The organism is Maribacter aquimarinus (assembly GCF_047345505.1).
Classification (GTDB): Bacteria; Bacteroidota; Bacteroidia; order Flavobacteriales; family Flavobacteriaceae; genus Maribacter.
Genome location: NZ_JBLFEO010000023.1, coordinates 1 through 19,923, shown reverse-complemented (window position 1 = coordinate 19,923; position 19,923 = coordinate 1). Strand labels below are relative to the sequence as shown.

Genomic DNA, 19,923 nt, shown 5'->3' with positions numbered 1-19,923 from the left:
TTGGGTTTAAGGTGCTTTTTTTGTAGTGCATCCTACCGCGGACAACCTTGGGGCCGGACTACCGTTCTATTGTGGCCGTCCACTACTTTTTGGTGCTTTTTCCGCCCGTTTTGGGCATAGGTGTGTTTTGCCCTTTCGGGCCTTTTTTCAACTATCGTATTCCCTCAATTTCCGTTCTAAGATCCGTAGGTGATCCCGTGGCAGTGCGTGGCTCGTGAAGGTCAGCAGGCACATCGCTGTACACCAAAACCGATCGCTTATTTGTATTTGAAAAGAGGATTCTGCTCAGCCTCTCGGTACGGAACATAAAAAAGACCGTAAAGCTTCCAAATGCCCGCTTTGCCCTACTTGGCAAAATAGATGTAGATGCAGACCACGACCAGGGTAATGGCAAGGCCCACCTGTTTTACGTACTTGTAGGGCTCAATGCTCACCTGTTTGGTATATTCCAGTTCAAAGGGTTCCTTTCTGGGGCGCAAACGGCCAATGAACAGCATGATCAAAATGTTGGAGACGAACAAAATGGCCATGACATGCAGGTAATGCGGATAGGCATCGGCCTCTACCATGGCCAGTTCCTTGGCATCCGTAATGCCCGTCGCCGCTGCCTTCTCAAGCGCAGCTTCCACAAAATACGGCTTCATGATGAACTGGCTCAAAATGTACAATAGGGAACCGGAAAGGATGCCGATCTTGGCGGCAATGGCAGGTACCCGTTTGGTGAGGTAGCCCACCACGATGATGGTGAGTATGGGAATGCTGTAAATACCGTTGATCTCCTGCAAATAGTTGAAAAGACTGCCGGCGTTTGCAATCAGGGGCGCAATGAACATGGCCGCAAAGGCCAAGATGACCCCAAATACCTTTCCGTAGTTCACAATGGTCTGCTCCGGGGCGTCCTTGTTAATGTGCTGCTTGTAGATGTCAATGCCAAAGAGGGTCACCGAGCTGGTGAGCACTCCATTGAAAGAGCTGAGAATGGCCCCGAAGAGCACCGCGGCAAAGAAGCCCACCATGGCCTTGGGAAGCACGGCACGCACCAGTTCCGGGTAGGCCATGTCACTGGTGGCGAGATTGCCCTCGAACAGATGATAGGCGATCATGCCCGGCAGCACCAAGATAATGGGGCCCAGTATCTTCAGGAAGGCGGCCAACAACAACCCTTTTTGGCCTTCGGCCAGGTTTTTGGCCGCAAGGGCCTTTTGTATGATCTGCTGGTTGGTGCCCCAATAGAAGAGCTGTACCAGCATCATCCCGGTGAAGATGGTGGAAAAGGGCACTTCCTGCCCGGGCTCCCCGGTGGAGTCAAAACGTTGGGGATGGGTGCTCACCAGGTTTTCCAGACCGGCCACCACGCTGCCGTCGCCAATGGCCATCAGACCAAAAATGGGGATGAGCAGTCCGCCGGTGAGCAGCCCTATGGCATTGATGCTGTCCGCGACGGCCACGGCCTTCAGTCCACCAAAAACCGCATAGATGCACCCGATAAGGCCAATGCCCCAAATACAGGATACCAAGGCCGCTTTTTCAGAAATGTTGAACATACTGGGCACATCGAACATCCCACTGATGGCCACCGAACCGGAATACAGGATCACGGGAAGCAGCACCACCACATACCCGGTAAGGAAGAGGGCGGAGGTAAGGGTCTTGGTAGGGACATCGAACCGATCTGCCAAAAATTCGGGCACTGTGGTAATACCGCCCTTGAGGTACCGGGGGAGCAACAAGATGGCCGTGACCACCATGGCAATGGCCGCCAAGGTTTCCCAGGCCATTACGGAGAGACCGTCCTTGTAAGCGCTCCCGTTAAGGCCCACGATCTGTTCCGTGGATAGGTTGGTGAGCAGCAGGGATCCCGCAATGACGCCCGCGGTAAGGCTCCTACCTCCCAAAAAATAACCGTCCGAAGACCCTTTTTGGGTGTTGCGGGTGGCGTACCAGGCAATGACGGCCACAAGGGCGGTGAAACCTACAAAGGAAAAAATAGACAAAAAATCCATAAAAAAAGCTTGTTTGGTTACTGTTGGGCCTTACGGTGAAAGCGCTGCCGTAAAGAAGCACAACACCAATGGCCGTCTAATATAAGACTTCCGAAAATAGCAGACCAATTAATGGGGCAATATTCCCAATGCCACCCAGGAAATGAACAGCCGGTCAAGGCGTTCTTGCCCTACCAAAACCTGTTGCTCTTTTCTTGTTACCTTAGCTTCAAAGAAGTTAGTATGAAACCCTTGGCGTGCCTCTTCCTTTTGTGCTTAAACCTTTGGTCTTTTGCCCAGCAGGCCCCATATTCCAAAGAAACAATTGCTTTGGACGATGCCCACAAGTACCTGCTCTTGATCCGCAACGAGCACCAACGGCTCATCTACACCGGCGCCTTTGATACGCCCCAGTCCCTTCCCGTTGGAAGCCATTACCATTTTAACGATGACGGCAGCATCAAAAATCTAATGGAATACTCCTTTAGCGGCGATTTTTTTGAAGGTGTCCCCGTGGTGACCCAAACCACCCATGTCTTTGACGAGAACCAAAAAATTGAGAAAATCATACAGGCCCAACGATGCACGGAATGTGAATATTCGCCCACGGGAACCTGGTTTTTTTATAAGAACGGCACCCTAGAGAAAACAGTAAAGGCCCACGAGGCCCTGAATCTTGCCCACAGGGAGTTTGAAATTTACTGGGAGCTGTTGGAACGCTGCAAGTGAGGCCATACCACAAATAAAAAGTACTGAAAACAATCCCTTCTTAGGATGATGGTCCTTGTCCAAGGCTGATCCAAACCATGCTGTTGCATCCGTAAGGAACCTCTTGGGGCCAAAAAAGGGAAGGCCCCACCTTTTTTTGGTGAGACCTTCTCCCTGCTGCTTTTTCCTGACCGTATGGCCGCCACGTATTGGCAGCCCCCGGCCACCGTTCAGTCAATGGTGGGGGTATCCAACTGGGCCAGGGAGGCGTTTATTTCTTCGGAGGTGAGCTCATGCTTTACGATGTTGCCGGCAAAATAATCCTCATAGGCCTTCATATCAAAATTACCGTGCCCGCACAGGTTGATCAGGATGGTCTTGGACACCCCTTCTTCCTTGCACTTATTGGCTTCATCAATGGCGGTGGCAATGCCGTGCGTGGCCTCGGGAGCCGGGATGATGCCCTCTGCCCGGGCAAAGGTGATACCGGCTTCAAACACTTCCAGGTTATCGTGGGCCACGGCCTCGATCAATTTGTCCCTGAGCAACTGGCTCACAATGACCCCGGCCCCGTGGTACCTGAGCCCGCCGGCATGGATGGGGGCCGGTACAAAATTATGGCCCAGGGTGTACATGGGCAACAGGGGCGTCATGCCCACGGTGTCCCCATAGTCGTACCGAAATACCCCACGCGTTAACTTGGGACAGGAGGTGGGCTCGCTGGCAATGCAGCGGATGTTGCGGCCCTCCTCAAAATTGAGCCGCAGAAAGGGAAACGCGAGTCCGGCAAAGTTGGAGCCACCGCCAAAGGGCGCAATGACAATATCCGGCATATCGCCCGCCTTGGCCATTTGGGCCACCGCCTCTTGGCCAATAATGGTCTGGTGCAGTTTCACGTGGTTCAACACACTCCCAAGGGCGTACTTGGTATCGTCATTGGTGGCGGCCCGTTCCACCGCCTCGGAGATGGCAATGCCCAAAGAACCGGTGGTATCGGGGTCTTGGGCCAAAATTTTCCGTCCTGCCTCCGTGGCATTGGAAGGGGACGGGAACACTTTTGCCCCCCAGGTGTTCATCATGATCTTGCGGTAGGGCTTGTGCAGGTAGGAGAGCTTTACCATATAGACCTCGCACTCCATGTCAAAATGGTTGCAGGCAAAGGCCAGGGCACTTCCCCATTGGCCCGCCCCGGTCTCTGTGGTAATGCGCTTTATGCCCTCTTTTTTGTTGTAGTACGCCTGGGCCACCGCGGTATTGGGCTTATGGGAGCCAGAGGGACTGGTACCCTCGTACTTGTAGTAGATCTTGGCCGGAGTGTCCAGGGCTTTTTCCAGTCCATAGGCCCGGTAGAGGGGCGTGGGCCTCCAGATGGAATAGATGTTGCGCACCTCATCGGGGATGTCAATGTATTTTTCCGTGGAAACCTCCTGTTTGATCAACTCCTCCGGAAACAGCGGGCCAAGGGCTTCCGGACCTATGGGCTCCTTGGTCGCGGGGTGCAGGGGCGGCAGGGGCTTGTTGGGCATATCGGCCACTATGTTGTACCATTTTTCCGGGATTTCCCTTTCACTCAAAATAATTTTTCTGTTCTTCATGTCATTTGGTTTGTTCCATTTATCCGTTGGGCAAGCCAGCCCTTGGCCAGCGCCAATGGTGCATTTCAAAAGATCCGGCTCACGGCATCCCCATCCAAAGCGTTCGCTGTCATTGCGCATCCCTTGCCTTGGGCATGGCCATTTACGGGGCCCCCTTTCAACAGTTCGCGGCAGCGGGCCCTATCTTTGTGATGGTGATTTGCACGTCTGTAAAGGTAGTGCAGTAAGTTGGTATTTTACAAACCCCTTGCCCTTTGGTTTTGGGTGGGCACCACTTTTTATCCCAGGGTAATTACGACTATCTTTGGATTATATTTTTTTTAGATAAAATGAATAAAAGGATCTTAACCCTATTAATTTTTCCAATAACATTCATTCCTCTTTATTGTCAATTACAGCCTTAATCCTAACGTTTGCAAATTTTATGGAGCAACCATTATCTTAAGGGTTCTGCTTTTTAACCACATAATGAAACAGAAGAACCACCCACCCCATGACAGAACCCCCAAACCCTGAAAAAACAAGGGATAGCTTTTCTGTTTTCATAACCACGGCAGAAGCCGAGGTGGGGCAAACACGACCCCTTACCCAAGATGAAACGCACTACGTTCGAAAATCGAACTGGGTTCGGATATTGGCCTTGCTAGACTATGTTTCCTATTTGGCCATTGTATTTTCAATTCTTTTGGGCCTATTGCTTCTGATCGGGATTTCTCTGGGCACATTGATTTCGTCGCCCCTACTATCCGGTTTGGTACGCTTTGGAATTCCCATACTGCTCTCCTTGGGCTTTATCGCCTTAACGTGGAAACGCTACCCAAAACGGACAAAAATATGGTTGTCCCTAAAGCATTTGGAGGCGGTGGAACTTTCGGGACAATTGGGAATTCAGATAGACCCTGTGGACCATACCGAAAAGGTGTACAAACTCAACAATACCCACTTTCAAATACCCCCGCACTGGCAACCCTACATTTATCCCATATTCAAAGATGGAGAACTGCTGCCAAAATTATCCTTATGGGCCGTAAGGCGTAAAGATGCCTCCAATACCGCCTTTAGCTATCTGTACCGAATAAGAAACATAGGCACAAAAATGAGCCGCTTTCAAGACTACCAATACCAAGCACTTTCCTGCGGGCCGCTCAGCGTTAAGGAAGATGTAAGACAGGGATTGCCGCTTATCAGGGGACATCATTTTTGGTTGGCCTTCGCTTTCGTAGCTGCCATTGTGGGCATTTTTGGGTCCATTTACCTTGCCACTCAACTGGAAAACAACAATAAAGAGGCACAAGCCCTTGAAAACACGGTGATGCACCTGGAAGCGGAATTGAATTTGGGGCAAGCCATGGATGCCGAAACGCTTGCGGAACGCGGTTTGCCCCTTTTTACGGAAGATAGCACCTATGGACGTCAGGTGTTGAGACCCACCGAACCGTTTGACTATGTTGATGTCAGTTTCGGCCACAACAACCGTCCGTTCCTACTTACGGTGGAAGAGTATAAGATCATCATGCGGGCATCTCAGGTGCAACCGGGCGTTTTGCTGGGGCACAGGCCGGCATCGGCCAAGATCTTGGAAGACTACCGTAGGGCGATCAGTGGGGCCATTGCCAAAAGCACGGACGTATCCGAGGCCATGCGGGAAAAGGCGAAGGCCAGTTTGTTGGGTGTGGACGATGCCACTTTGGAACAGCAAATTAGAAGTTATGGCGATCGCTTTCAACCTGATGTGGCCTTTGCGTCCCATTTTTTACCCATTCCGTTTATCCTTATGCCTGAAGATAGGATCAATACCCCACGAAATTGTGGCGATCGCCATCTGTTCTGCCTTAGGCCTAAGCATCAAAAACCGATGGACACCCAGGATATGGCCCTTATCCGTAGCAATAAGACCCAGCAGAACCAAGCGCCAAGTTTTCAGATCATACACGTTCGGAAGCTCGCGAAAATAGCGGAACAGAAAAAACTAAGGGATGCCATGCCCTATATTGCTCCCGTGGATTTCTGGACACGGGATAAAGGGGTTCTTGGCATTTTACCATTTGTGATAGCGGTGGTTGCCTTTATACCCTATTTGCTGGCCAACGGACAGATCAAGAAACACTACCGCCAAAAGTTGGCTCTGTAATGCTGCCGGTCTATTCACGGGCGACTGGAATCCACCTAAAAAACAGACCTCCCCTAAAGCTGACGAATGTCAGGTATTATGTTTCTTTTGGGTGGTATCTTTATGGAGGTTTTGGGCCAAAAGGATTTCGGCACAAAACATGGAACCTAAAGAACAACCCTATAAAACCCACTGCCATCATGCACGCTAAAGACAAAAAAATAACCACCACGGTCACCGTATTGCGCATTCTCATAGGGTGGCACTTTTTGTACGAAGGGGTGGTAAAGCTCTATGACCCCAGCTGGACAGCCTACGGCTACCTGGCCTCTGCCCAAGGACCTTTTAAACCCCTTTTTAACCTTATGCTGGGAGACGGCGTTTTGCCGTGGATCAACAATTTGAACATGGCCGCCCTGGTCATTGTGGGCATTACCTTGTTGTTCGGCCTCTATGAGCGTGTGGGCGCCCTTGTGGGCATAGGGTTGTTGGCCATGTACTATTTGGCGCATCCCTCCTTCCCGGGGCTGCCCCAGGTGAACGTGGAGGGCAATTATTGGTTTGTGAACAAGAACCTGATAGAGATGGTGGCCTGTATCCTGCTCTTTCTCTATCCCACGGGGCAGTATTTTGGATTGGCCGTGTTTCAAAAAAAGAAAGCGGTGGAAACGGTTCAAGGGTGATGATGGCCACCGCACTTTTTGCCGATGGAAAGTAAAAAAAGTGAGCCACCGCCATGGTGCCCGTGATGGAAACGATGATTCATCAACCTAAAAAACATAAACACTGGCCTTCGTAAGGAATGGTAAAATGTATTAATTTGAAGCTATGGACATGAAGTGGACGAGAAGAGATTTGATCAAAGGATTGGGCGGACTGCCCATTTTGGGCGCCGTCTGGTACGCCGGGGCAGCCAATACCGTGGGCAAGGCCCGCAAGCGCTCGGAAATTTTGGAGACCCTGAACATACAGCCCTCCCTGCCCAACGCCTTTGGGGGCCTTGGCGGTGACCCCATAAAGGTGGGCATCATTGGTTTTGGCATTCGCGGCGAACAGTTGTGCCGCTCCCTGGGCTTTGCCACTAAAGGATGGAAGGAACGCATGGCACAACTAAAGGAGGAAAACCCCAAACATACGGGACTGGAGGATTTTAACAACCAAGAAAAACTGAACGTGACCTTGGTGGGCATTTGCGACATCTATGACGTACGTGCAGAAAAGGCCCTGGAATCCTTTAACACGGAAGACAGTGCCATGGTGCGCTACACCAACTATAAGGACATGCTCCGCAGTGGCGATGTGGATGCCGTGATCATAGCCACCCCAGATCACTGGCACGCCCCCATGGCCATTGAGGCGCTGAACAACGGCGTGCACGTGTACCTGGAAAAACCCATGAGCCACACCATTGCCGAGACCTATGCGCTGCGCGAAGCGGCCCAAAATTCCAGTGCGGTCTTTGCCGTGGGCCACCAGCACCGGCAGACCCTGAGCTTTAAAACCGCGGAGGACATCGTTAACAAGGGGACCCTGGGCCATATTTCCCTGATACAGACCAATACCAACCGAAACGATGACAATGGGGCCTGGAACTATACCATAGAGGAAGAGGCCAACGAACGCACCGTGGATTGGAAACAGTTCTTGGGCAATGCCCCGGAAGTGCCCTTCAACAAAAACCATTTCTTTAGATGGCGAAAGTGGTGGGCCTATGGCTCCGGGCTTTCGGGCGATCTGCTCACCCACGACTATGACCGTTTAAACTGTGTGCTAAAAATGGGCATTCCTGAATCCGTGATGGCCTCTGGCGGGGTCTATACCCACAATGACGGCAGAAACGTGCCCGACGTGCTCCAAGTGAACATGGAATACCCCAACTTTACCCTGGGCAGCAGCCAAAAGAAAGGCAAGGAAAAGGGCATGACCTTCTGCTACAGTGCCACCTTGGGCAATGGGTTTAGCCGCCCCACCATCTTAATGGGCCACGATGCCACCATGGAGCTCGGAAACCGACTCACCATTTGGCCGGACCGTTCCAGCACCCGCTACGGCAAGCTTTTGGAAGAAGGCAAAATGAGTCCGGCAATTCCCATTTACCAGTATGATCCAGGGGCCAATGTCCCGGATGCCATAGCCTCTGCCACCTCACAGTACTTTGCGGACAAGGGGCTGATGTGGACCTATGTGAACGGCAAGCGCGTGGATTCCACCTTTTTGCACCTGCGCGAATGGTTGGGGGCCATTAAAAACGGGGACAAAGTGAGCTGCGGCATACAAGAGGGGTTTGAAGAGGCCATTGCGGCCCATATGGCCGGTGTTTCCTGGAAACTGGGGCGCCGCGTTGAGTGGGACAAGGAACAGCAAATCATAAAACCTATGGAAGGGGTGGACCTGGACGCCGTTCTGCTCTCCAATGAGCCGCCCCGTAAAGCATATATACGGGTGAGCTGAGTTTTTGATCGTTGATGAAGACCGCCCTGCAACGCATGGCACGGGCGGTTTTTTATGGCCGCTGGGCAAGGAAGGCCAACTGAGATCTTTATTGGGGCTTGGCCCGTGCGGCATTACCAAGCATGCGTCTGCCAATGTTCCATGGCAACACGGTATGGGTCGTGGCCCCGGTTCAATAAACTACCTCGGGGCAAGCCTCGGAGTATCAAACCCTTTGGCGGTGCCAATCAATGATCCAAGAGATAGAGTCCCAGTTTTATTTTCCAATAGGGCACCTTTTCCTCAAAAAATTCGAAATACTCACGTAGGCCCTGCGCATCCGGAAGGGCTTCCTTGGCCTTTTCCAGATCGAGCAGTTCTTGCTTGCCCAAAAACTGGTGCAGGTCCAGCTCCTCCCCTTCGGCATGCACCTTCATCAAATGGCCATATACCGTGTTCTCCGAAAGTTCGCGCTTCTCGGCAATTTCCTGCACGGTGCAACCCTCCCTGTACAATTGAAGGGATTGTTGGTGGGTGGGCACCTTAGACTTCCTTTTGGCCGGTTTGTGGGCGGCGATTTCCCTTAGAAAGACATCCGCATACTTTTCCAATTTTGCCTGCCCCACTCCGGTGATGTCCATGAACTCGGATTCGTTCCGGGGCAATTTGGCTTCCATGTCCCTTAAACTGGCATCGCCAAAAACAACATAGGCGGGCACGTTCTGCTCCCAGGCCAGGCGTTGGCGCAGCAGCCGCAACTTCTCGAACAGATCCCCCGTTGGGGCACGCCCGCTGCGGGCCACTTTTTTACGTTCAACATCTTTCTCCAATACCGCCAGTTCAATGGTCTTTTTGGAAAAGAGCACTTCCTTGGCCAAAGGGGTGAGCTCCAGCCGGGAGCCTTCCCTGAAGTTTATGCGCAGCACCCCTTGGTTAAGCAACTGCACCACATATTGTTGCAGGTCTGCCCAAGAAACATCGGGAACGGCGCCATAGGTCTTTATGTGTTGATAGCCCTTATCGTACACCTGGGCATTGCGCGCGCCCCGCAAGACATCTATGACGGTGCCCATGGGTTCCCGTTCCTTGAGGCGCGCCACGGCCGAGAGGATCTTCTGGGCCAGGACGGTGCCGTTGAAATACGCGGGCGGCCGTAGGCAGATGTCGCAATTGCCGCAGCCCTCCACAACCTCTTCCCCAAAATAATTGAGCAGGGCAATGCGCCTGCAGCTCAGGGCCTCCGCGAACTGCTGCATCCGCTGGAGCTTGGCATGCTCCACCACTGCGTTCTCACTCTCGGCAATGAAGCGTTTCAATTGTGCCACATCGGCATAACTATAAAAAAGCAAGGCGTGGGCGGGCAGGCCGTCCCTGCCGCCCCGGCCAATTTCCTGGTAGTAGCCCTCCACGTTCTTGGGCAGGTTGTAATGGATCACCCACCGTACATTGCTCTTGTCTATGCCCATGCCAAAGGCTATGGTGGCGGTAACAATGGGCACTTTGTCCGTAATGAACTCTTCTTGCACCTGGGTGCGCTCCAAGGGAGATAGCCCCGCGTGGTAGGCTTTTGCCGCGTAGCCGGCCAACTGTAGTTTTTCGGCCAGTTTCTCCGTGCTCTTGCGACTGAGGCAATAGATGATGCCGCTCTCATTGGGCCTTTCGTCCAAAAACTCCAGAATGTGTTTGATGCGGTTTTGGGCCGGCCGTACTTCCAAAAAGAGGTTGGGCCGGTTAAAGGAAGCCAAGTGGCGTGCTCCTTCGGTTATTTTGAGTTGATGGGCGATATCCTCTTGGGTAGTATCGTCCGCGGTGGCGGTAAGGGCAATGATGGGAATGTTCGGGAAACGCTCCTTTAAATTGCCCAATTGGGTGTAGGCCGGTCTAAAATCGTGCCCCCAGGAAGAGATGCAATGGGCCTCGTCCACCGCGAACAGATTGATGTTGATGCGCTCAAAAATGGAATGGAAGGCCCCCAAACTTTCTGGTGCCACATAGAGCAGTTTCAGTGCTCCCTGCTGTAGGCTGGAAAATACTTCCTGTTGCTGTTCCTGGGATTGGGTGCTGTTATAGTGGGCCGCTGCAATTCCGTTGGCCCTAAGCACATCTACCTGGTCTTTCATCAAGGCGATCAAGGGCGATATGACAACGGCCGTACCGTCCAGGGCCAGGGCAGAAAGCTGGTAGCAAAGCGATTTTCCGCCGCCCGTGGGCATGATGGCCAATACATCCTTTTTTGCCAAAACGTCTTCAATGATGGCCAATTGGTTTGGCTTGAAGGAATCATACCCAAAATGGGTCTTTAACAAGGGCAGTAACTTTTCTTCCACGGTGGTTGTCATAGGGGTAAAAATAAGGATTGTTCGTGCACCAAAAAAACCATTAAAAATCCCTCAAAAGTTTGCTGACCGACAAAGGAAATGCCGTCACGCTGAGCACGGTCCAAGCGCCCTCCCTGCTAACAAGGTCTTCGACTGCGCTCAGACTGACAAGGGACCGGCTGTCACGCTGAGCGCGGTCCAAGCACCATCCCCGCAAACAAGGTCTTCGACTGCGCTCAGACTGACAAAAAATAGTGCAACCCACCTCTTGAAGAACCGTACGCCACCTAAAAAACCGTTTATGGTCTCCCAAAGGCTTGATGACCGGCAAGGGACCGTCTGTCACGCTGGGCGAAGTCGAAGCGCCATCCCCGCGAACAAGGTCTTCGACTGCGCTCAGACTGACAAAAGATGGTGCAACCCACCTCTTGAAGAACCGTGCGCCTCCAAAAAAACCATTTATGGTCTCCCAAAGGTTTGCCGACCGGCAAGGGACCGGCTGTCACGCTGAGCGCAGTCGAAGCGCCATCCCTGCTAACAAGGTCTTCGACTGCGCTCAGACTGACAAAAAATAGTGCAACCCACCTCTTGAAGAACCGTGCGCCACCTAAAAAACCGTTTATGGTCTCCCAAAGGCTTGATGACCGGCAAGGGACCGGCTGTCACGCTGAGCGCAGTCGAAGCGCCATCCCTGCTAACAAGGTCTTCGACTGCGCTCAGACTGACAAAGCAATCCCTACTTCCCCAACATCAGCAACTCATTGCAGCGCACTTCGGTAACGTAGCGCTTTTGGCCATCCTTGGTCTCGTAGGAACGGTGCATCAACTTGCCCTCAATGGCCACTTGTTTACCCTTGGTGAGATAGCTCTCCACAATATCCGCGGTCTTGCCCCAGGCCACGATATTGTGCCATTGGGTATCTTCCACCTTCTCGCCCGCGGCATTCTTGTAACTATCGCTCGTGGCAATGGAAAATTTGGCGAGCTTTGCGCCCCCATCCAAGGTCACGATTTCTGGGTCCTGGCCCAAGTTTCCGATCAACTGTACACTGTTCTTTAAAGCATTCATAATACAAAGATTTAAAAGATTAACTATTGGATTGTGGCGCCGCTTTGACGCAACAGGGCAAACATAGGAACCGTTCCAAAAAAGAGTCGGTTGGGAAATGATTACTTTCACTTGTATTCGTTTGTTGTCGTTTAAAAATGTTTTTTTAATTGATTATCAGTTTTTTAAAATGATGTGGTCTATGTAAATATTTCTTCTGAATTCGACCTGAAAACATATCATACCCAAAACTTCCGTACCACGTCAGGGCCCAAACTTGGGCAAACGGCCCAAAACGCCCGTGCCCATCCGTGGGCCATTTCCCTTTTTTCAAGTATCTTTCCAACAGTGAAACCTAAAAATTGAAAATGCAATGAAATTAGCCATACACAACTGGATGCGCGCCGAATCCCTGGAAGACACCATGGCACGGATCGCCGCGATGGGGTACACCCATTTGGAGCTGCAGGGCACCCCGGAAAACTATGACCCCGAGGTAGTACAGGCACTGTTGAACACCTACGGCCTTCAATGTTGGGGATCGGTAACGCTGATGCTGGAAGAGCGCAACATGCTGGCCAAGGACAAAGCGCAGCGGGCCATGTCCGTACAGTACGTATTGGATGTTGCCAAAATGGTAAAGGAAGTTGGGGGCACCGTCATTTCCCTGGTCCCGGCCACCGTGGGGAAAATTGTCCCGGATGCACGGCCCGAAGAGGAATGGGAATGGGCCGTGGAAGGGGTAAGGGAAGTCTATGCCTACACCGAGGCGAACGGACTCAAAATTGGCATTGAACCGATCAATAGGTTTGAAACCTACTTCATCAATCGCGGGGCGCAGGCCTTGGCCCTGGCCGAAGCGGTGGGCCCCAATTGTGGGGTGTGCCTGGACACCTTCCATATGAACCTTGAGGAAGCGGACATGTTCGAGACCATTAGACAGGTGGGCAAGAGACTGGTAAATTTTCACGTGGCAGACAACAACCGGATGGCGCCCGGTATGGGCCATCTGGACTGGAAACGGATCATGCAGACACTCAATGAAATAGGTTATGACGATGTGCTTTCGGTGGAATTTTGCCCGCCCATGGACAGAACGCCCGCCAATCCCTATCCCAATTCCATAGACACGGCCCCGGTTGGCCTCAGCGACGAACAGCTCAAGTTTTTGCAGGACCACGGCAGCTCTGCGGTAACGGAAGCATTTTATTCCATGTTAACCAAAAGGTCCGTGGATACCTTGAAGCCTTTTTTATAGGTTGATAGGGGGTGGTTTTTAGTAAGTAGTGGGTAGTGGGTAGTGGGTAGTGGGTAGTGGGTAGTGGGTAGTGGGTAGTTAAAATAAATTAGTCTTGACTCTTGTCTTGATTCTAAAATAGAAGTATGAAAATAACCAATGTGGAAGCTTTTTGGCTGCGATGCCCCATTCCCAAGGAAAAACAACATTTTTCGGATTATGGCCTGCTGACCCATTTTGACATGACCCTGGTAGTGGTCTCCACCGATTCCGGCCTACAGGGTTTTGGCGAGGCGAAGGCCGCCGTGGGCTCCTCGGGATCTTGTGCCAGTATCGTGAGCTGTATTGAACATGAGATCAAGCCCATTTTATTGGGAAAGGACGCCCGGCACATTTCCAGGATCTGGGAACATATCTATAACGGCACCCGTGATCATTACGCCCTTTCCCGGGGAAGAAAATTCCCCATTCTGGGCAGACGCGGGTTAACCGTTTCCGCCATGAGCGGCATAGACACCGCCCTGTGGGACCTCAAGGGCAAGGCCTTGGGCGCACCGGTGGTGGAACTTTTGGGAGGTAGCTGCCGGGACAAAATGCCGGCCTATGCCAGTGGTGGCTGGGCAAAAGCGGACGCCATTGGGGAGCAATTGCTGTCCTACACCAAAAAAGGGTTTTCTGGCGTAAAAATGCGGGTGGGCATCATGGACAAGAACGTACAGGCCAGCATAGAGCGGGTAAGAGCGGCACGGGAAGCCCTGCCGGACCACATTAAGCTAATGACCGACGCCCACGGCACCTTTAGCGTGCCGGAGGCCAAGCAGTTCTGCCGGGGCGTGGCAGATTGCAACCTCTACTGGTTTGAAGAGCCCATAAATCCGGACCATAAGATCGGCACGGCAGAAGTCCGTGCCAGCACCCATATACCCATTGCGGCCGGTGAGAGCGAATACACCGCCTTCGATGTGCGTGACCTGATCGCCGAACGCGCCCTGGACGTGCTACAACCCGATTGTGCCATTATTGGCGGCATCACCGAATCCATGCGCGTGGCCCAACTGGCGCACACCCATCAGCTGGAACTGGCGCCCCATTGCTGGGGATCCGCCTTTTCCTTTATGGCGGGCGCATCGGTGGCCTTTGCATCGCCAGCGGCCAATGTGATCGAGTTTTCCCTGGGGGGCAACCCAATGATGTACGACCTGGTGGAGGAGCACATAGGCGTGGACGAAAACGGCATGCTCCCCGAACCGGACAGACCGGGCCTAGGGCTGACCCCGAACTGGGACTTTGTAAACGAATTTAAACAATAACATCATGGCAAAAGCAATTCAGATCAACCACGTGGCCCTCATTGTAAGCAACTTGGAGGAAGCCTGTAAATTCTATGAGCACGAACTGGGACTGGAACCCATCCCGGCCTTTCTTTTTGATTATCCCACGGCCTTTTTCAAGTTCAATGAAACCCAGCAACTGCACCTTACGGAATGGGAGGACAGCTACTCCTTCCGAGGACATATCTGTGTGCAAGTGGATGATATCAATGCCATTTTCTTTAGGATGAAGGAACTTGGGGTCATTGACATAAAACCGTGGGGACACGTACGCCAATTACCGGACGGCCCCATACAAATGTTTGTGCGCGACCCATCGGGCAATCTCATAGAGATCTCCTGTGCCCCGGATGCCGAGATAGACCCAAAAATATTCGAGGACGAACTGTTCAAAGAAGGGATCTACGTCTCCGGCCGAAACGATTTCAGGGGCTACAAGACCAAGGATGCCACCCTGTACCACGGGAAGTGAGCCCTTTCTTGCCCAATGATGCACTTCATATGCCAGCATCAGAAACCCACAAGGACATCATTTTATGGCACAATGCGCCACAAAACCCTTTACGGAAACAGATGCGCTTGCAAAATCATTACATTTACTAAAAATCATGACGTTATGGCGATTCAGACAATTTCAATTGACTTTCCAAGTGATATTCTTTTGGCGCTCAACGAATCGGAGAAAGAATTAAAAAGCCGCATTAAACTCATCTTGGCAATGCAGCTCTATAAAGCCCATAAACTGACCATCGGTAAAGCCAGTCAACTTTCTGGATTATCGCGGTTTGAATTTGAAAAAGAACTCTCCAAAAACAGTATTTCCATTTCCAGTTTAACGGAAGAGGACGTTATAAAGGATAGCGAAAAATTACATTGATGAAAAATGGACTTGTAATTGCCGATGCAGGTGCCATTTTTTCAAAAACTATTGAAAAACGAAAGATATTACGGGCTAAAACTACTAAACGCCATACTGGAAAAAAACAATGAACCAAGGATACGCAAACCAAAACCTTACTGATCTTTGGCTTATTTTGGGCGTGCCATGAGCATGGGGATTTCCGACATTGGTTGGATAGCATTGAGATCCTAAGGCCATCCCATAGAGATCTCCTGTGCCCCGGATGCCGAGATAGACCCAAAAATATTCGAGGACGAACTGTTCAAAGAAGGGATCTACGTCTCCGGCCGAAACGATTTCAGGGGCTACAAGACCAAGGATGCCACCCTGTACCACGGGAAGTGAGATTGGATTTGGTCATTTTCGGTGTATTGAAATCAGAGGGCAATGGATTGAATTGTTCGAATAGGTGTTTTGGACGGCCTGACTTGCCCGAAATTCAGATGGGCATTAGTACTGATGGCGTGCCGTCTTAAATGCAATGTCAGACTGAGCGCAGTCGAAGTCCATTCGGGCCAAAAAAAATGATGTTACCTGAAAATCTTTAAAAGCGATTCATAGTCCAATTGCAAACAAAACAAGACAAGTACCCTTTCGCCTTAAAAAGAACCCTTAAAACGCACAAACCCCATATCACAAAAGATTCTAAGACATGACCCACACCATCCTCCTCTTGGAAACCATTGCCGATGAAGCCATGCACCTATTGGAAGGTGCGGCAGACGTTAAAATCATCACGGGTTTTGATGCCGAGAGCCTGGCCTCCGCCATCAAGAACAATGACGTCCATGCCATCATCACCCGGGGCAAAGGTCAGGTGCGGGCGGCCCTGATGGCCCAATTGCCAGAGCTGAAAATCATTGCCCGTTGTGGCGTGGGACTGGACAACATTGATGTGGCCGAAGCCACCAAACGGGGCATTAAAGTGGTAAACGCCCCCAACTCCAACGCCAATACCATTGCCGAGCATACCATTTCCCTATTATTGGTTTTGCAACGCAACCTGTACAACGCCATTACCATGGCAAAGGAAGGCCAATGGCAGCAAAGGGGCAGCTACCAAGGAGATGAGATCCACGGGAAGACCCTGGGCATTTTGGGAATGGGCAACATCGGGAAAAAGGTGGCCCGCATTGCCCATGCCATGGGGATGCGGGTTATCTACTGGAGTGCGGAAAAAGAAGATGTCCCCTATGCTTTTGCCCCTTTTGAAAAAGTACTGAAAACGGCAGATTGCATTAGCCTGCACCTTCCGCTGACCCCGGAAACGGAACACCTCATCAATGCCAAGGCACTGGCCCTGATGAAGCCCACGGCCTTGCTGATCAATACCGCCCGGGGCGGCATCATTGATCAAAAAGCCTTGGTGACCGCCTTGGAGCATAAAAAATTGGCGGGTTTTGCGGCAGATGTACTGGCCGTGGAACCTCCGGAAACCGGCGAACCACTTACAAAACATCCCAATACCTACATCACGCCCCACGTGGGCAGCCTCACGGCAACCACTTACGCCTATATGTGCCGGGTAACCGTAGAAAACACCTTGGCGCTTTTGCGTGGGGAACAGGCCCAGGAAAACTGTGTTTTCAATAGGGCGGCATTGGGTTTCTTGTAAACTGGCTCGGGGCAGGCCAACAACACCTTAATTTCCAAGGTGCTACCATTATATTTGTGGTTCCAAGAATTTTAGAAACTTAGCTTTCCGGTGTTTGTGATCGGACCTATTTTTGGTCTTTCGTCCTATGTCCTGGCGTCCTACCTCTGGCCAATACAATACCATTTTCGTTTCCACAACATTCGTGGCACAACCATTGCCAATATACCTTGGGTAAAACTATTCCGTAATCAAAGGGGTATTCATCCAAAATTCATCAAAATTGGTAGGTTTAAAAATAGGTTGCCCGTATGAGAGTGGAACATCCTTTTTCATCAAGGTGTTGGCAGGCATATCCAATCCGTTATGCTCTTGTATTTTTTGGGTAAAAAACTCCCTATACTGCTTGTACTCCTCGGAATAAAATGAATTTATTTCATTTCCATGGGCATCCGTAAGATTAACAAATTGAAATTCAAGAATATCGGGTGGGAAATATTGACTATCTCCATACAGCGATGTAAGCTCTTCTTGTATTTCGTTAAATACCTCCACATCCGGGTAAAGCATGTATCCTTTAGGGGTCGCTTCCATTTTTTTTATCTTCACCTTTCTCTTTTTAAATCGTACATAAAAATTTTTTTGGGACCAATCGATGAACCTTACGGGCGATTTGTTAAAGCGCAGATCAAAACATTTTTGCTCTTTGTCCAGACTTATTTCTTCTATGTTGAAGAGCGATTTTTGAAGCGTAAAGCTGTTATTGAAAGAAATGTAATTGAGATACATTTTATCATTGCGTTTTTTGTACTCCACATCAACTTCAAAAATCAACCTTGGTGATGCCTTGCTGCGGGCACTGCTGTGGTTTTCAAATACCCGATACTCCAATTTATGGATGGCATATGTCATTTTAGAAACATAAATTTTTCCAATTGCACCATACCTTGGGGTTTTTGGCGCATTTTGAAATTCTGAAGTGTCAAGTTCGGCGTTCGATTTTTCTAAAGAGATGACATACATGGGCTCACCATCTATGGATTTGTCCCTAAGCCTAGTGAGCGAATGGTTCTTAAGTATTCCCTTTTGCGGTATGTTCACAAAAGAATAGGTAGCTACGTTAAAATTTCTCACCGCATCGTGAATTCTGAGTATGCTCACCTCATTGCCACCAAAATTAAAGAGATAAGCATTTTCAATTACTTTTTCCCTAGAGATATAATCATAGGGCTTAATGGATAGGGTATCCCTTCTAAAATCCATATTTGATTTGTAATCATAAATTTGAATTTTCGTAGCCTCTAAATCATTCGTTGCCCAACCCTTATCCCATATGTTCAAGAGCGCCTCGTTCAAATTAATATACTCCCCATCTTTTAGTTGATAGTCTCTATAATAGCCAACATAACCAAATGGAGAAATTGGATGGTTCTGGGGAATTCTTTCAAAAGCCCTCTTAATGATCTTACGTGGGCTTGGAGGATTTTTGCGTTTGCCAACAATAACGGACTCGTGCAATGTGATGGCTTCCCGCTCTAGGTAAATGATGTTTTGTTCCCCTAATTTTAAAGTGGATAGATCAATTTCGCGAGTCTTATAGCCCAAGCAAGAAATTTCAAGTATTTTGCCTTCTTCCAAAAAATATTTTGGGATGCGAAAACCACCATCTTGATTGCTTATCACACCAATGGCTTTTTCTTTTGAGCGCAATGTGGCAAAGGGAATGGGATTTTGACCGTGTTTTTCCTTTAATACTCCAGAAACGAAATCCTTGTCTTGCTGAGACATGGCGCCCGTGACAAGAAACAAGAAGATTGAAAACATAAAAAATGTAGATGTCGCTTTCATTTGGCCCAACCCTCCTTTCTTAATGTTGTCCATAACGGCATGAACCTATATGGTTCTGACCAACGCTGGTTTACTTGCTGGTTCTTTGGCTCATTGGTAAACCCAAGGGCAAGGACTTACCCTTTTCCACACCGTGTTTAAATTAAGGAATTGTTTTACAAAAAGGGCTGGCCCTTTTTGTAAAAATCGTTAAAACCTTGGTTCGGACCCTTCCAGCCGAGCGATTTTTGTGTGGTGATCTTGGTTATGACCCTCCCGGAAGACTTCTGATCGGGCTCTTGTTTGATCTAAACTCAAATCTGCGTATATCTGTTTTAAACGAAGATTCTCTTGTTGCAATCACTTAAGCTCCTGGATTTGTTGAGCATCCATACCACCATATTTGTGCCACCTGGCAGTGGCAAATGTCGCTCAGGCCGCTGCGGGCGGGCAGCTGTGCAAATAGCAGCTATGCAAACTGGTTCTATCAGTTCAGGTGCCTTGTACCGGGGTCGCCGTTGTACCTGGCCAAGCGCTGGCAGAACTGGTAACGGTATACCAAAGGGAGGACGTGGGCCAAATAGGTATCATCCGGTGTTGATGCTTTCCGGGTTTCTCCAAAATATCCAAATCAAATCAATTAATAGAACAACTTCCTGTATGTACCATATTTGTTATAGTTTTGAAAGAATCAATTTGGTTTAACGCATCTCTACTATGAAGTGATTTAAACTTTTTTTGGATCGAAAGATAGGGCTACGGACATTTGTGTCGCCAAACATAAATCCCATAGCCCATGTACAAAGTACTCGACAAAGATACCATAGAGATGGAAATAGTTC

Annotated in this window: 14 protein-coding genes; 9 read left to right on the top strand and 5 right to left on the bottom strand. The window is 50.1% G+C overall.

What is annotated here, in order from left to right; all coding sequences use genetic code 11:
• Nucleotides 1-344 precede the first annotated feature (344 nt).
• A complete protein-coding gene (locus tag ACKWCC_RS14875) occupies nucleotides 345-2,003 on the bottom strand; it encodes a solute:sodium symporter family transporter (protein ID WP_413996748.1) in 1,659 nt (552 codons plus the stop codon).
• Nucleotides 2,004-2,225: 222 nt separating this feature from the next.
• On the opposite strand from ACKWCC_RS14875, the gene ACKWCC_RS14870 reads away from it, so the two are divergent.
• Nucleotides 2,226-2,711: a hypothetical protein gene (locus tag ACKWCC_RS14870; protein WP_413996747.1), complete on the top strand. Its 486-nt coding sequence runs from the start codon at nucleotides 2,226-2,228 to the stop codon at nucleotides 2,709-2,711.
• Nucleotides 2,712-2,920: 209 nt separating this feature from the next.
• Here the strand turns inward: ACKWCC_RS14870 and ACKWCC_RS14865 are convergent, their stop codons facing one another.
• The gene (locus ACKWCC_RS14865) at nucleotides 2,921-4,285 is read right to left on the bottom strand and encodes a TrpB-like pyridoxal phosphate-dependent enzyme (protein ID WP_413996746.1); all 1,365 of its coding nucleotides are present in this window, start codon (nucleotides 4,283-4,285) and stop codon (nucleotides 2,921-2,923) included.
• A gap of 493 nt (nucleotides 4,286-4,778) precedes the next feature.
• Here ACKWCC_RS14865 and ACKWCC_RS14860 point away from each other — a divergent pair, with 493 nt between their 5' ends.
• The 3 genes from ACKWCC_RS14860 to ACKWCC_RS14850 all read left to right on the top strand — a co-directional run bounded on the left by ACKWCC_RS14860 (nucleotide 4,779) and on the right by ACKWCC_RS14850 (nucleotide 8,846).
• Nucleotides 4,779-6,416, top strand: a complete 1,638-nt coding sequence (locus ACKWCC_RS14860; protein ID WP_413996745.1) for a hypothetical protein — start codon at nucleotides 4,779-4,781, stop codon at nucleotides 6,414-6,416.
• Between the two features lie 179 nt (nucleotides 6,417-6,595).
• The gene (locus ACKWCC_RS14855; RefSeq protein ID WP_413996744.1) at nucleotides 6,596-7,078 is read left to right on the top strand and encodes a DoxX family protein; all 483 of its coding nucleotides are present in this window, start codon (nucleotides 6,596-6,598) and stop codon (nucleotides 7,076-7,078) included.
• 145 nt (nucleotides 7,079-7,223) lie between these two features.
• On the top strand, nucleotides 7,224-8,846 hold the full coding sequence (locus ACKWCC_RS14850; protein ID WP_413996743.1) for a Gfo/Idh/MocA family protein: 1,623 nt from the start codon (nucleotides 7,224-7,226) through the stop codon (nucleotides 8,844-8,846).
• 227 nt (nucleotides 8,847-9,073) lie between these two features.
• Here the strand turns inward: ACKWCC_RS14850 and recQ are convergent, their stop codons facing one another.
• Complete coding sequence (recQ, locus tag ACKWCC_RS14845) at nucleotides 9,074-11,164, bottom strand: DNA helicase RecQ (RefSeq protein WP_413996742.1); 2,091 nt, start codon at nucleotides 11,162-11,164, stop codon at nucleotides 9,074-9,076.
• Nucleotides 11,165-11,879: 715 nt separating this feature from the next.
• The gene (locus tag ACKWCC_RS14840) at nucleotides 11,880-12,212 is read right to left on the bottom strand and encodes a single-stranded DNA-binding protein (protein ID WP_413996741.1); all 333 of its coding nucleotides are present in this window, start codon (nucleotides 12,210-12,212) and stop codon (nucleotides 11,880-11,882) included.
• A 352-nt stretch (nucleotides 12,213-12,564) separates the two neighbouring features.
• Here ACKWCC_RS14840 and ACKWCC_RS14835 point away from each other — a divergent pair, with 352 nt between their 5' ends.
• From ACKWCC_RS14835 to ACKWCC_RS14815, 5 genes are all read left to right on the top strand, one after another.
• Complete coding sequence (locus tag ACKWCC_RS14835) at nucleotides 12,565-13,449, top strand: sugar phosphate isomerase/epimerase family protein (protein ID WP_413996740.1); 885 nt, start codon at nucleotides 12,565-12,567, stop codon at nucleotides 13,447-13,449.
• 125 nt (nucleotides 13,450-13,574) lie between these two features.
• Entirely contained in the window at nucleotides 13,575-14,738 is a 1,164-nt protein-coding gene (locus ACKWCC_RS14830; protein ID WP_413996739.1) for a mandelate racemase/muconate lactonizing enzyme family protein, read from the top strand.
• A 4-nt stretch (nucleotides 14,739-14,742) separates the two neighbouring features.
• On the top strand, nucleotides 14,743-15,231 hold the full coding sequence (locus ACKWCC_RS14825) for a VOC family protein (RefSeq protein WP_413996738.1): 489 nt from the start codon (nucleotides 14,743-14,745) through the stop codon (nucleotides 15,229-15,231).
• Nucleotides 15,232-15,375: 144 nt separating this feature from the next.
• Nucleotides 15,376-15,636, top strand: a complete 261-nt coding sequence (locus ACKWCC_RS14820; protein WP_413996737.1) for a UPF0175 family protein — start codon at nucleotides 15,376-15,378, stop codon at nucleotides 15,634-15,636.
• Nucleotides 15,637-16,312: 676 nt separating this feature from the next.
• Nucleotides 16,313-17,275 (top strand): 2-hydroxyacid dehydrogenase, encoded by a 963-nt coding sequence (locus tag ACKWCC_RS14815; protein ID WP_413996736.1) that lies wholly within the window; start codon nucleotides 16,313-16,315, stop codon nucleotides 17,273-17,275.
• Between the two features lie 219 nt (nucleotides 17,276-17,494).
• Here the strand turns inward: ACKWCC_RS14815 and ACKWCC_RS14810 are convergent, their stop codons facing one another.
• On the bottom strand, nucleotides 17,495-19,135 hold the full coding sequence (locus tag ACKWCC_RS14810; RefSeq protein WP_413996735.1) for a carboxypeptidase-like regulatory domain-containing protein: 1,641 nt from the start codon (nucleotides 19,133-19,135) through the stop codon (nucleotides 17,495-17,497).
• Nucleotides 19,136-19,923: the final 788 nt, after the last annotated feature.